The following is a 12,708-nucleotide window of genomic DNA, read 5'->3' on the forward strand; positions in this document are numbered from 1 at the left end:
GTCCCGGTGGCCACCACACCAGTAGTTCTCCTTCAGGAGGATGACCAGACGAAGGGAGAAGCCTTATGCGCTTCGAAATCATGCGACTCGACGACGTCGACGGCGCCGCCGTGGACCGGACCGTCGTAGACGCCGCCTCCGTCAATCGGATCGTGCAGCAGGCCGCAGCGATCGGCCAGCGCATCTATATCCGACCGGCCGAATCCCCGGCCTCGTAACGCCAGGTCGCAGGTTGCACGCCTAAGTCGGCGCGCACCGGCTGCGTGCACCTAAGTTGGCGCGCACCGGCTGCGCGCACAGGTTGAAGGGCCCCCGTACACCTTTGGTACGGGGGCCCTTGGCATGCCCGAGCACTCCCGGGACCTACGGGGCCCTAGGCGCCGTTGATCACCTGGGTCACGCCGTTGATGATCTGCTGCACCGCGATCGCGGACAGCATCATGCCCGCGAGCCGCGTCACCAGGACCACACCGCCGTCCTTGATGACCCGGATGATCAGCAGCGAGTAGCGCATCACCAGCCACAGCACGACGTGCATGGCCACGATCGCCGCCCATACGGAGAGCTGCGTGCCGACGCTGTCGGCGTCCTGGACGGCCAGGATGACGGAGACGATCGCGCCGGGTCCCGCGAGCAGCGGCATGCCGAGCGGCACGAGGGCGACGTTCACGTCCTTGGTCTGCTTCGGCTCGTCCGTCTTGCCGGTGAGCAGATCGAGCGCGATCAGCAGGAGCAGCAGACCGCCCGCGATCATCAGCGCGGGGACGGAGACATGCAGGTAGTCGAGGATCTGGTGCCCCAGGACACCGAAGACCGCGATCACGCCGAAGGCGACGCAGACGGCCTGGAAGGCCATCTTCTTCTGCACCTTGGCCGGGCGGCCGGAGGTGAGTCCGAGGAAGATCGGCGTGATCCCAGGCGGATCCATGATCACGAAGAGAGTGAGGAAGAGAGAGCCGAAGACGGCGACGTCGAACACAGTGATGGCCTTGCAGTGAAGTGAGCGTACGAAAATGCCGCACGGGCGCGGCGGACAGTGGGAGAAATAGGGGCTCAGGAAGTGGCGGGGGGGCAAATGCGGCAAGTGAGCCCTGCACGCCGGCCGCACACCGGCTGCACGCCGACCGCACACCTGCCGCGCACCGGCCGCGGGCCAGTCAGCCGCACACCAGCCGTGGGCCAGTCAGCCGTGGGCCGGCCAGCCGCGCGCCGACTACGCGCCGGCGCGTCCGCCCGCGCCCGGCACCGGGAACGCCCCGGTCGCGCGCCGCGTGATCTCCCCGTAGATCTCGGGGTCGGTGGTGAACTCCCCGAGCACGCAGGTCTTGCGGCTGCCGTGGTAGTCGCTCGACCCGGTGGCGAGCAGGCCGAGGTCGGCGGCGAGACCGTGCAGCCGGGTGCGGGTGGCCGGATCGTGGTCCATGTGGTCGGCCTCGACGCCGTCGAGTCCGGCGGCGGCCAGCGCCGCTATCGCGGCCTCCGGCACCACCTGGCCGCGCTTGACGGCCGCCGGGTGCGCGAAGACGGTGACGCCGCCCGCGGCCTTGACCAGGCGGATCGCGTCGAAGGGGTCCAGTTCGTGCTTCTCGGCGTACGCACGGCCGCCGTCGGCGAGCCAGTCCTTCGTGAAGGCGTCCGAGACGGTGGGCACGACGCCCAGCTCCACCAGGGCCTCGGCGATGTGCGGGCGGCCCACCGAGCCGTCGCCCGCGATGCGCGCGACCTGCTCCCAGGTGACCGGAACGCCGAGCTCCCGCAGCTTGCCGATCATCGCCTTCGCGCGGGGCACGCGGTCGTCGCGCACGAGCTCGCGCTCACGGGCGAGCTCGGGCTCGTCGGGGTCGAAGAGGTAGGCCAGCATGTGCAGGCCCACGCCGTCGAGGCGGCAGGAGAGTTCGGCGCCGGTGACGAGGGTGAGATCCCGGTCGAGCCCGTCCAGGGCCGCGACGGCCTCCGCATATCCGCGGGTGGTGTCGTGGTCCGTGAGGGCGACGACGTCGAGTCCGGCGGCGGCCGCGTTGCGCACCAGCTGCGCCGGGGTGTCCGTGCCGTCGGAGGCGGTGGAGTGGGTGTGCAGGTCGATGCGCACGACGCGGACTCCAGGCTCTGACGGGGCGGGCGCGGGACCGATCCACGAGGAAGGGGCCGCGAAGGGGACGCTCAAGGATAACGGGACCGACACGTTCCGCCGCCCGCCGCAAGGGAGACACCCCTCACTCCACCGGCGCGATGGCAACCGACGCACCACCGACCCCGCAAAGCCCCCCACGCCCACACACCCTCACACCCCCAACCCCCACACCTCAAGGCATCAAGATCCGCGGCGAAAGCGCCCCGCACGGCAGCAGGTCCACCTCCGCGCCCGCGTCCCGCAGATCGGTGAGGACCAGCTCGTCGTACATCAACAGCCCCGACTGCTCCGGCCACGCGATCGCCCACAGCCACAGGCCGCGCGCCTCGCCCGCGAAGACCGCGCGGTCGTCCGGGGTGCCCGCCACATGCCACATCGGGGTCGGCCTGCCTGCCGCGAGGAGCTTGGCCTGCGGTGGCTTCTCGACGTTCAGATACGGACCGGGGTCCGGGCCGTCGACTCCGGCATACCGTGCGCCGAGTCCGACGCCGAGCTCCTCGGCGACCAGGACCAGCTCGCCCATGCCGCCGAGCGGCGCGGGGCCGGAGCAGGCCACGGCGGTGGCACGGCCGCCGCTGCGGTCGTCGCCCGCGCAGGCCACGCCCGTGAACAGCCAGCCGACCGGCAGCGGCCACGGCATCCAGACCGGCACCTGCGCGCGATGCACCACGACCTGGAGCGCCTCGACGCTCGGCGGGATCACAGGTTGCAGCGGATGCACCGTCCCGTGCACATCGCACTGCCAGGAGTCGGCAAAGAGGCCGGGAGCCCTGACCCGGCCACCACACTTCGGGCAACTGGGTTCGCCCCTCATAGCGACCAACGGTCCTCCCCGGCCGTCGCCCCGTCAAGGACGATCACCCGTCCGGTGGCCCTGTCACCAAGGGAAACTAGATGTAGCTTGCATCTTTTAGCTTGGCTAACTAATGTGTGTATACGTCAACGATCTCGACGGAAGCCGCTTACGCAGCCGCGAAGGAGCAGGCATGAACAGCAGCACAGGAAGGCCCGTCGCGGGGTCCGCCGCAGGACCCGCCGCAGGGGATCCGTTCGACGAGGGAGCGACCAGCCTCCTGCGGCAGCCGAAGGCTGTCTGGGCCACCGCCGGTGCGTCCGTCGTCGCCTTCATGGGCATCGGGCTCGTCGACCCGATCCTCCCCTCCATCGCCAAGGGCCTGGACGCGTCCGCAAGCCAGGTCTCCCTGCTCTTCACCTCGTACTTCCTGATCACCGCCGTCGCGATGCTGGTGACCGGGTTCGTCTCCAGCCGGATCGGCGGCAAGAAGACCTTGCTGCTCGGCCTCGCGCTCGTCGTGGTCTTCGCGGGCCTCGCGGGCACCTCGGGGTCGGTCGGCGAGCTCGTCGGGTTCCGCGCGGGGTGGGGGCTCGGCAACGCGCTCTTCGTGTCGACCGCGCTCGCGGTCATCGTCGGCGCGGCGGCGGGCGGCAGCGCCGCGGCGATCCTGCTCTACGAGTCGGCGCTCGGCCTCGGCATGGCGTGCGGACCGCTGCTCGGCGCGGTGCTCGGCAACGCGAGCTGGCGCTACCCCTTCTTCGGCACGGCCGTCCTGATGGCGGTCGGCTTCCTGTGCATCACGGCGTTCCTGAAGGAGCAGCCCAAACCCGCGGAGAAGACCTCACTGCTCGCGCCGATCAAGGCCCTCGGTCACGGCGGGCTCGCGTCGGCCGCCGCCTCCGCGTTCTTCTACAACTACACGTTCTTCACGGTCCTGGCCTTCACGCCGTTCGTCCTGAACATGACCCCGTACAAGTCGGGTGCGATCTTCTTCGCCTGGGGTCTGCTGCTCGCCGTCTTCTCGGTCCTCGTGGCGCCGCGGCTGCAGGCGAGGTTCGGCTCGCTGAAGGTGCTCGGCGGCTCGCTCGTGCTGCTCGCGGCGGACGTGCTGGTGCTCGGATACGGCGACCACGCCACGGCCATCGTCTGCACGATCCTGTCCGGTGCCTTCATCGGCGTGAACAACACCGTCTACACCGAGCTGGCGCTCGGCGTCTCGGACGCGCCGCGCCCGGTGGCCAGCGCCGGTTACAACTTCGTCCGGTGGTTCGCGGCAGCCGCCGCCCCGTTCTTCGCGCCGAAGATCGAGGAGTGGAGCAACATCCACGTCCCCTTCGTGATCGCGGCCGTCACGGCGGTGCTCGGCGCGGTCGTGGTGTGGGTCCGCAAGGACGCCCTCACGCACGAAGCCGAGGAGCTCGAACCGCAGCACGCGACGGAGGACGGCGTCACCGTCTTCGCCAACTAGGGCTACCGGTAGCGGACTTCAGTCCAGGGACACGGACTTGCGCAGCGGATCGCGCAGGTCCGTCCCGCTGTTCAGCCAGCGCTCCTGAAGGGCCCCCGCGCCGTGCACGCGCTTCCACGCACCCTCGTTCGGCGTCATGGGCAGCAGCGGCAGGAACCGTACGGGCTCCATCGGCGCGTCCAGCTCAAGATCCTCCACCAGACCGCCGGGCTCGGCCACGAGCACCGACGTGAACTGCGCGCCGGGCCACAGCGGTTCACCCACGTCGAGCGAGGCGCCGGGGGCCACGATCAGACCCTCGACCTGCGGCGACGCGGCCAGTACGGCGAGCGGGCGCAGCACCTTGTCCGTGTCGGCGACCCCGCCTCGCACCGTGAGGATCAGCTCCGCTCGCGGGCCCTTGACGGGGTCGGCAAGGGCGGCGGTGGGATCGGCCATCGGCTGGGCCGACATGCCGAGGGTGGCGTACCTGACCAGGTCCCCGTCCGTGAAACGCAGCACTTCGACGCGGTCGGTGCCGAGGAAGGTCACCGCGGCGCGGGCGTCCGGTTCACCGAGGCCAGTGCGGAGACGGGCCTCGACCAGAGCAAGAACATCAGCCATGACGCGAGCATAGAACTCGTAGAAAAAGTTCCTGTCAGCGCACAGCGTTGTCGTTGGGGGGTGGTGATCGGGCGACGGGCGGGAGGGTAAAGACGGGGCTTGACACTTCAGTCGGCTGATAGTGTTGGCCGCTGGTTCCGGGCAGCACGCAGAGCGCGCTTTCAGCCCGGGCAGATGACTTGGCGCGCTACGCGCTTGGGACTTCCCCTACGGGGGACCGGCCGGAGGAGGTGGGGCTGCCATGGATCGAAGTCGACCGTGCAGTACCACCCGTTCTTCCGTCTGACACCTCACGCAGCCCTGTAGCTGCCACTGTGCGCCAGTACTCCCCGTGCTCGCGTGCGACGGAAGAGCACTTCGTTTCCACCTGATCTCTCTGTGTTCCCTGATCTGAGTCAGTAGCGAAGCTGCCACCGCGATGGTGCGGTGCTCCCCGCTTTGTGGACGTGCCAAACATCCTCAGCAGGACGTCCCCATTCCGGGTAGTTCCAACCGTCGCAGGCCGCCTCCGTCGAAGGAGCCTGCCCATGTCGATGATCCGTGACCTTCGCGCCGCCGTCCGTCCCTCGCTCCGCAAGGACGGCAGCGCCTACAGCTCGTACGACACCACGCGCGACCCCACCGCCGCCTCCGCCGTCGTCGACTGCGCCGTCTACCGCGACGGCCGCCGCGCGGCCTGTGACGACACGCTCACGCCGCACGAGGCGATGCTCCAGGTGCGTCGCGAGGGCGGCTTCGCCTGGATCGGCCTGCACGAGCCGACGGAGGCCGAATTCGCCGGTATCGCCGCCGAGTTCGGGCTGCACCCCCTCGCCGTCGAGGACGCGGTGCACGCACACCAGCGGCCCAAGCTGGAGCGTTACGACGACACGCTCTTCACCGTCTTCAAGACAATCCACTACGTGGAGCACGCCGAACTCACCGCGACCAGCGAGATCGTGGAGACCGGCGAGGTGATGTGCTTCACCGGGCGGGACTTCTTCATCACGGTCCGGCACGGCGGCCACGGCTCGCTGCGCGGTCTGCGGCGCCGGCTCCAGGAGGAGCCCGAGCTCCTCGCCAAGGGGCCCTCGGCCGTCCTGCACACCATCGCCGACCACGTCGTCGACGGCTATCTCGCGGTGGCCGACGCCATGCAGGACGACATCGACGAGGTCGAGACCGAGGTGTTCTCCGCCCCGAGCAAGGGCAAGGGCTCCGCGCGCGGTGTCGACGCCGGGCGGATCTACCAGCTCAAGCGGGAGGTCCTGGAGTTCAAGCGGGCCGTCTCGCCGCTGCTGCGGCCCATGCTGCTGCTGAGCGAGCGGCCGATGCGGCTCGTCGACCCGGACATCCAGAAGTACTTCCGCGATGTAGCCGACCACCTGGCCCGCGTCCAGGAGCAGGTCGTCGGCTTCGACGAACTGCTCAACTCGATCCTTCAGGCCAACCTCGCGCAGGCCGCGGTCGCGCAGAACGAGGACATGCGCAAGATCACCTCCTGGGCGGCGATCATCGCCGTGCCGACGGCGGTCTGCGGGGTCTACGGCATGAACTTCGACCACATGCCCGAGCTGCACTGGCGGTTCGGCTACCCGATGGTGCTCGGTCTCATCGCCGGAGCCTGCTACACCATCCACCGCACCCTCAAGCGCAACGGCTGGCTCTAGTACCCCGGCGCAGGCGGCGAGCGGCTCGATAGGCTGCGCGCATGACAGACACGCTGCTCGCCCAGGCCCTCGTCGAGGAGGCCACCAAGAAGTCCGGCCTCATCTGGGTGCGCGGCGAAGGCCCCGCCCGTGCCCTGTGGCACGTGTGGCACGAGGGCGCGGCGTGCCTCATCGGCGACGGGCCCGGCGAGCAGCCGCTGCCGGGTCTCGTCGACGGCGGCACCGCGGAGGTGACCGTACGCAGCAAGGACAAGGGCGGCCGGCTCATCGCCTGGACGGCGGAGGTGACCGAGCTCGCGCCGCGCTCCGAGGCGTGGGAGGCGGCCGTCGCCGAGCTCAAGGGCAAGCGGCTGAACGCGCCCGACGGCGAGCGGATGCCGCAGCGCTGGGCGGACGAGTGCCGGGTCGTGCGGCTCACCCCGCTGGAGACGATCACCGACCTGCCCGACGGCTCCCTCGCGGCCCCGCCCCTGCCGACCGGGGCGACCACCCGCAAGCCGGTGCCCGAGGCGCTGCCCCGGCTGCTGTTCAAGCGCAAGAAGCGGCGGGGCTGACCGGTCCTCGAACCGGGCCTCGAACCGGGCACCGAACCGCGCCTCTACCTACGAGTCGGGCAGCTGCTCGCCGTAGTCCACCATCTCGTCCTTGGCCGGCTCCTCCAGGGGGAAGTCCCTGCCCCAGTCGCTGAGCCGGAGCGTGCCCGCGTCGCCCGCGCGCTGCAGGCGCAGCGGATAGGGCTTGCCCTTGAGGGAGACGTCCAGGGTGCCGCCCGCGCCCTTGTCGCCGGTGATCTTGATGCTGGGGTTGCCCGACGTGGTGCCGCGTTCGCCGGTGGCGAGGTCGCCGTGCAGGGTGAGCATGCCCTCCAGGAGGAGGTCCTTGTCGGTGAAGCCGCTCAGCTGCTGGTACGACGCGTCCTCCTCGGGGACCTTCACGTACTTGCCGTCGAGCTTCGCCGCGGCGCCCTCGTCCGCCTTGCCGGGCTTCTCGCCACCCTTGGCGTCCTCGTGGGTCCAGAAGGCGGAGTCGGCCATCAGGAAGAGCTGCTTGCCGATGCGCAGCAGCTTGAAGGTCTCGCCCTTGGAGGTGACCGAGCCGCTGCCACCGTCGTCCTTGAGCCGCATGTCGAGCTTGTACGTGTGGCCCTTGCTGACCAGCGTGCCCGAGAGGCGCACCGCGGGTGCCGCGTCGGCCGCCGCGCGGGACTTGCTCTGGATCTTCGCGGCGGAGAGTTTGCCGATGCCGTTCGTGCCCGCGTCCGGATCCTCTTCGCTGCTGCACCCGGTCAGACCGGTGACCCCCAGGACGAGACCCGCGCACATCGCGCTCACGAGTGCCGTCTTGCGGATACGGCGGACCGGGGGAATCGCTGACACAGGGGGCGCTGCCTCTCGTGGGGACGACGGCTACGGCTACGGCAGTACGGCAGCGTACCCGTGCTGACTAGGTAGATTGTCGCCAGTCCGGCCGGACGCCCCACCGGGGCGTATCCGACCGGGACGGGCTAGCCTGAAGCCCGCATTGACTGACAGAACGGCATGAAAAGGTCACGAGCAGAGGAGGGGGCGTGCAATGGCGGCAAGCGCCTCCCGGGTCTTCGTGTCCCATCTGGCCGGTACCGCCGTCTTCGACCCGAACGGCGACCAGGTGGGCCGGGTGCGCGACCTGGTCGCGATGCTCCGGGTGAACCGCAGGCCGCCCCGGCTGCTCGGCCTCGTCGTCGAGCTGTCCACGCGGCGCCGCATCTTCCTGCCCATGACCCGGGTGACGGGCATCGAGTCGGGCCAGGTCATCACGACCGGCGTACTGAACGTGCGGCGCTTCGAGCAGCGGCCCACCGAGCGGCTGGTGCTCGGCGAGATGCTCGACCGGCGGGTCAAGCTCGTCGAGACGGGCGAGGAGGTCACCGTCCTCGACGTGGCGGTGCAGCAACTGCCGGCCCGCCGTGACTGGGAGATCGACCGGGTCTTCGTGCGCAAAGGGAAGGGCGGCACCTTCCGGCGCAAGGGAGAGACGCTGACCGTCGAGTGGTCGGCCGTCGACGGCTTCTCGCTGGAGGAGCACGGCCAGGGCGCCGAGAGCCTGCTCGCCACGTTCGAACAACTGCGCCCCGCCGACCTCGCCAACGTCCTGCACCACCTGACGCCGAAACGGCGCGCGGAGGTCGCCGCGGCCCTCGACGACGACCGGCTCGCCGACGTCCTCGAAGAGCTCCCCGAGGACGACCAGATCGAGATCCTGGGCAAGCTCAAGGAGGAGCGCGCCGCCGACGTCCTGGAGGCGATGGACCCGGACGACGCCGCCGACCTGCTCGCCGAGCTCCCCGAAGAGGACAAGGAACGGCTGCTCACGCTGATGCAGCCGGACGACGCCGCCGACGTACGGCGCCTGATGGCGTACGAGGAGCGCACCGCGGGCGGTCTGATGACGACCGAGCCGATCGTGCTCAGGCCGGACGCCACGGTCGCCGACGCCCTCGCGCGGGTGCGCCAGCAGGACCTGTCCCCCGCCCTCGCCGCACAGGTCTACGTGTGCCGCCCGCCGGACGAGACCCCGACCGGCAAGTACTTGGGCACCGTGCACTTCCAGCGACTCCTGCGCGATCCCCCGTACACGCTGGTCAGCTCGATCCTCGACGACGATCTGCAGACCCTCGCGCCGGAGACCGCGCTGCCCCAGGTCGCCGGGTTCTTCGCCACGTACGACATGGTGGCGGCGCCCGTCGTCGACGAGGGCGGCTCGCTGCTCGGCGCCGTCACCGTCGACGACGTCCTCGACCACATGCTGCCGGACGACTGGCGCGAGACCGAGTTCCACCAGGAGGAGGTGCCACGTGCCACCGGCTGACCGCGAGCGGGACAACCGCGCCGAGCAGCGGACCGCTCCCCGCTTCCGGCTCGACCAGCCGCGGCCGCCGCGCCGCAAGTTCCTGCCGGAGTACGACCCCGAGGCGTTCGGGCGGCTCTCGGAGCGGATCGCGCGGTTCCTGGGCACGGGGCGCTTCATCGTCTGGATGACGGTCACGATCATCGTCTGGGTGGCCTGGAACGTCTGGGCGCCCGAGATGCTGCGCTTCGACCCGTTCCCCTTCCTGTTCCTGACCCTCGCGCTCTCCCTCCAGGCGTCCTACGCGGCGCCGCTGATCCTGCTGGCGCAGAACCGACAGGACGACCGGGACCGGGTCAATCTCGAACAGGACCGCAAACAGAACGAGCGGTCCATCGCGGACACCGAGTATCTGAGCCGTGAGATCGCCTCGCTGCGCATGGGTCTGGGCGAAGTGGCCACCCGCGACTGGATCCGCAGCGAACTCCAGGACCTGGTCAAGGAGCTGGAGGAGCAGCGCAGGGGCCACCGCGTCGTATTCCCGGCCGAGGAGAGCGGCGGGCGTGACGTAGGCGACCGTTGACGGCTCTTTCCGGGGCGGGGTTACCGCGCCGTACTATCGGTCTTATGGCTACGGAAGACGCGGTGCGTGAAGCACTGGCGACGGTGAACGACCCCGAGATCCATCGACCCATCACCGAGCTGGGGATGGTCAAATCGGTAGACATCTCCCCTGACGGGGTGGTGGCGGTCACCGTGTACCTCACGGTCTCCGGGTGCCCGATGCGCGAGACCATCACGAAGAACGTGACCGACGCGGTCGCCGCCGTCGAGGGCGTCACGCGCGTCGACGTCACCCTCGACGTGATGAGCGACGAGCAGCGCAAGGAGCTGGCGAGCGCGCTGCGCGGCGGCACCGCCGAGCGCGAGGTCCCCTTCGCCAAGCCCGGCTCGCTGACCCGGGTCTACGCGGTCGCGTCCGGCAAGGGCGGCGTCGGCAAGTCCTCGGTGACGGTGAACCTCGCCGCCGCGATGGCGGCGGACGGCCTGAAGGTCGGCGTCGTGGACGCGGACATCTACGGCCACTCCGTGCCCCGGATGCTGGGCGCGGACGGCAAGCCCACCCAGGTCGAGGACATGATCATGCCGCCGTCGGCGAACGGCGTGAAGGTCATCTCGATCGGCATGTTCACGCCGGGCAACGCCCCGGTCGTGTGGCGCGGCCCGATGCTCCACCGCGCCCTCCAGCAGTTCCTCGCGGACGTCTTCTGGGGCGACCTGGACGTGCTCCTGCTCGACCTGCCGCCGGGCACCGGCGACATCGCGATCTCCGTGGCCCAGCTGGTCCCGAACGCCGAGATCCTCGTCGTGACGACGCCCCAGCAGGCCGCGGCCGAGGTCGCCGAGCGCGCGGGCTCCATCGCGGTGCAGACCCACCAGAAGATCGTCGGCGTCGTCGAGAACATGGCGGGGCTGCCCTGCCCGCACTGCGGCGAGATGGTCGACGTCTTCGGCACGGGCGGCGGCCAGCGCGTCGCCGAGGGCCTCACGAAGACGACGGGCGCCACGGTCCCGGTCCTCGGCTCCATCCCGATCGACGTCCGCCTGCGCGAGGGCGGCGACGAGGGCAAGCCGGTCGTCCTGACGGACCCGGACTCCCCGGCGGGCTCGGCGCTGCGCACGATCGCGGGCAAGCTGGGCGGCCGTCAGCGCGGCCTCGCGGGCATGACCCTGGGGATCACCCCGCGCAACAAGTTCTGAGGCCCTCCGGGGCTTCTGCCGTACGCCGATGGGGGCGCCGCTCGTCATGAGCGGCGCCCCCATCGGCGTATGTGTGCGGCGGCCGGACCGGCCGGCCGCGTCCTAACCGGCCGCGTAGTCGTGGATGTCCTTGACCACGGAGAAGCCCAGGCCGTACGCGCTCATGCCGCGGCCGTAGGCACCCAGGTGGACGCCTTCCTCCGTGGACCCGGCGAGCACCCAGCCGAACTCGGACTCGCGGTAGTGGAACGAGGTCGGCACCCCGTCCACCGGGAGCGAGAGCGTCGACCAGTCCTCGCCCTGCAGGTCGTCCGCGAGGACCCAGGCCGTCTCGGTCTGCTGGTCCAGCCAGTCGTCACGCAGGCTGTGGTCCATCTGGCTGGGCCAGGTGAAGGACAGCAGCCCCACTCCGGCGAGCCAGGCCGCGGACGACACCGATGTCGCCTCGAGCAGGCCCGTGCCGTCCGGGCTGCGCCGCACCGGGTTGGCCGCGACGGTCACCACGGCCGCGAAGCGCTCCTTGTCGTTGTTGCCGAAAGGCCCGTCACTCCGTACCGACGGCTCATCGCCGTGCCCGATGGAGCCGTGCTCCACCGTGCCGTCCGCGGCGGTGCCGACCTGCATCAACCAGCGCTCGCCCGTGAAGGCCTCGTCGAGGCCGTACCAGGGGAAGGGCGCCAGCAGATAACTGTCGACCGTGCGCCGGGCGGAGGGCATCGCCTGTGCGGTGCCGTCCGCGGCCGGCGCCTGTGCGCCTACGCGACTTGTCGTCTCCATGTACCCGGCCGCCTCCTCGTTCTCATCGGTCCGCAGGGCCCGCCCCCCTCGGGCGTCCTCAGCCGGACAACAAGGCAGGATAGCCACACCCGTTCCGGAAGCCGGGACACCGGTGGGCAGATGGGTGTCTCACAGGACGCGCCAAGAGGCGTGCTCAGGGGCGTACCGGGTGCGCCTCGGAGGAGGTCAGGTGGCGTCCGCGTCGAACGGCGGACGGTCGGCGGGCGCGGCGTTCTCGGGCTTCTTGTCCATGTCGACACGACCGTCGTTCTTGGCCATGTCTACGCGGCCGCCACCCCCGTCGGACGCGGCGTCGGAGGATTCACTCTCCCGCCCGTTCACGGCGTCCGTGACCTCGGCCATCTCCTTCTTCAGGTCGAAGCCGTTCCGGATTTCCTTCAGGCCGAGCTCGTCGTTGTCGAGCTGCTTGCGGATGAAGGTCTTCGGATTCAGGTCCTCGAACTCGAAGTCCTTGAATTCCGGGCCGAGTTCACTGCGGATGTCCGCCTTGGCGCTGTCAGAGAATTCACGGATCTTACGAATGGTCCGCGAGGCGTCCTGAATGAGCTTGGGCAGCTTGTCCGGGCCGAAAACGAGCACGGCGAGGATGATCAGCGCCACTACCTCGAGCGGGCCAATGTCTGAGAACACCTTGAGCTCCTTGCCATCCGGACCGGGTCCACGGTACCCGGCGTTC

At 70.1% G+C, this 12,708-nt stretch carries 14 protein-coding genes; 7 read left to right on the forward strand and 7 right to left on the reverse strand.

Features of this window, described 5'->3' with window-relative positions; translation table 11 throughout:
- Nucleotides 1–65: 65 nt before the first annotated feature.
- Nucleotides 66–218 carry a hypothetical protein gene (locus ACWFRU_RS23655; protein ID WP_167829028.1) on the forward strand — a complete coding sequence of 51 codons (153 nt, stop codon included), beginning with the start codon at nucleotides 66–68 and terminating at the stop codon, nucleotides 216–218.
- 155 nt (nucleotides 219–373) lie between these two features.
- Here ACWFRU_RS23655 and ACWFRU_RS23660 read toward each other — a convergent pair whose 3' ends face one another.
- From ACWFRU_RS23660 to ACWFRU_RS23670, 3 genes are all read right to left on the reverse strand, one after another.
- Complete coding sequence (locus ACWFRU_RS23660; protein ID WP_453689919.1) at nucleotides 374–979, reverse strand: MarC family protein; 606 nt, start codon at nucleotides 977–979, stop codon at nucleotides 374–376.
- Nucleotides 980–1,213: 234 nt separating this feature from the next.
- The gene (locus ACWFRU_RS23665) at nucleotides 1,214–2,089 is read right to left on the reverse strand and encodes a PHP domain-containing protein (protein WP_453689921.1); all 876 of its coding nucleotides are present in this window, start codon (nucleotides 2,087–2,089) and stop codon (nucleotides 1,214–1,216) included.
- Nucleotides 2,090–2,303: 214 nt separating this feature from the next.
- Complete coding sequence (locus ACWFRU_RS23670; protein WP_365820266.1) at nucleotides 2,304–2,945, reverse strand: DUF6758 family protein; 642 nt, start codon at nucleotides 2,943–2,945, stop codon at nucleotides 2,304–2,306.
- A 172-nt stretch (nucleotides 2,946–3,117) separates the two neighbouring features.
- Between ACWFRU_RS23670 and ACWFRU_RS23675 the strand changes: the two genes are divergently transcribed.
- On the forward strand, nucleotides 3,118–4,395 hold the full coding sequence (locus tag ACWFRU_RS23675) for an MFS transporter (RefSeq protein WP_453689923.1): 1,278 nt from the start codon (nucleotides 3,118–3,120) through the stop codon (nucleotides 4,393–4,395).
- An 18-nt stretch (nucleotides 4,396–4,413) separates the two neighbouring features.
- Here the strand turns inward: ACWFRU_RS23675 and ACWFRU_RS23680 are convergent, their stop codons facing one another.
- On the reverse strand, nucleotides 4,414–4,998 hold the full coding sequence (locus ACWFRU_RS23680) for a suppressor of fused domain protein (RefSeq protein ID WP_453689925.1): 585 nt from the start codon (nucleotides 4,996–4,998) through the stop codon (nucleotides 4,414–4,416).
- A gap of 527 nt (nucleotides 4,999–5,525) precedes the next feature.
- Here ACWFRU_RS23680 and ACWFRU_RS23685 point away from each other — a divergent pair.
- Both ACWFRU_RS23685 and ACWFRU_RS23690 read left to right on the forward strand, forming a co-directional pair.
- Complete coding sequence (locus ACWFRU_RS23685; RefSeq protein WP_453689927.1) at nucleotides 5,526–6,647, forward strand: magnesium and cobalt transport protein CorA; 1,122 nt, start codon at nucleotides 5,526–5,528, stop codon at nucleotides 6,645–6,647.
- A 41-nt stretch (nucleotides 6,648–6,688) separates the two neighbouring features.
- Nucleotides 6,689–7,201 (forward strand): hypothetical protein, encoded by a 513-nt coding sequence (locus tag ACWFRU_RS23690; RefSeq protein WP_453689929.1) that lies wholly within the window; start codon nucleotides 6,689–6,691, stop codon nucleotides 7,199–7,201.
- Between the two features lie 48 nt (nucleotides 7,202–7,249).
- Here ACWFRU_RS23690 and ACWFRU_RS23695 read toward each other — a convergent pair whose 3' ends face one another.
- Nucleotides 7,250–7,969, reverse strand: coding sequence for a hypothetical protein (locus tag ACWFRU_RS23695; protein ID WP_453690012.1), 720 nt, complete (start codon nucleotides 7,967–7,969; stop codon nucleotides 7,250–7,252).
- Between the two features lie 250 nt (nucleotides 7,970–8,219).
- Here ACWFRU_RS23695 and ACWFRU_RS23700 point away from each other — a divergent pair, with 250 nt between their 5' ends.
- From ACWFRU_RS23700 to ACWFRU_RS23710, 3 genes are read left to right on the forward strand one after another with little or no spacing between them, the layout of a single operon-like run.
- A complete protein-coding gene (locus tag ACWFRU_RS23700) occupies nucleotides 8,220–9,494 on the forward strand; it encodes a magnesium transporter MgtE N-terminal domain-containing protein (RefSeq protein WP_453689931.1) in 1,275 nt (424 codons plus the stop codon).
- Nucleotides 9,481–10,056, forward strand: coding sequence for a DUF1003 domain-containing protein (locus tag ACWFRU_RS23705; protein WP_453689933.1), 576 nt, complete (start codon nucleotides 9,481–9,483; stop codon nucleotides 10,054–10,056). Before ACWFRU_RS23700 ends, ACWFRU_RS23705 begins: the two co-directional genes overlap by 14 nt.
- 44 nt (nucleotides 10,057–10,100) lie before the next feature.
- A complete protein-coding gene (locus tag ACWFRU_RS23710; protein ID WP_363209110.1) occupies nucleotides 10,101–11,234 on the forward strand; it encodes an Mrp/NBP35 family ATP-binding protein in 1,134 nt (377 codons plus the stop codon).
- A gap of 102 nt (nucleotides 11,235–11,336) precedes the next feature.
- Here the strand turns inward: ACWFRU_RS23710 and ACWFRU_RS23715 are convergent, their stop codons facing one another.
- Together ACWFRU_RS23715 and ACWFRU_RS23720 are read right to left on the reverse strand one after the other, a co-directional pair.
- Nucleotides 11,337–12,011 (reverse strand): hypothetical protein, encoded by a 675-nt coding sequence (locus ACWFRU_RS23715; protein ID WP_363209109.1) that lies wholly within the window; start codon nucleotides 12,009–12,011, stop codon nucleotides 11,337–11,339.
- A gap of 186 nt (nucleotides 12,012–12,197) precedes the next feature.
- Nucleotides 12,198–12,662: a sec-independent translocase gene (locus ACWFRU_RS23720; protein ID WP_453689935.1), complete on the reverse strand. Its 465-nt coding sequence runs from the start codon at nucleotides 12,660–12,662 to the stop codon at nucleotides 12,198–12,200.
- Nucleotides 12,663–12,708: the final 46 nt, after the last annotated feature.

Source organism: Streptomyces sp. NPDC055099 (assembly GCF_053607685.1).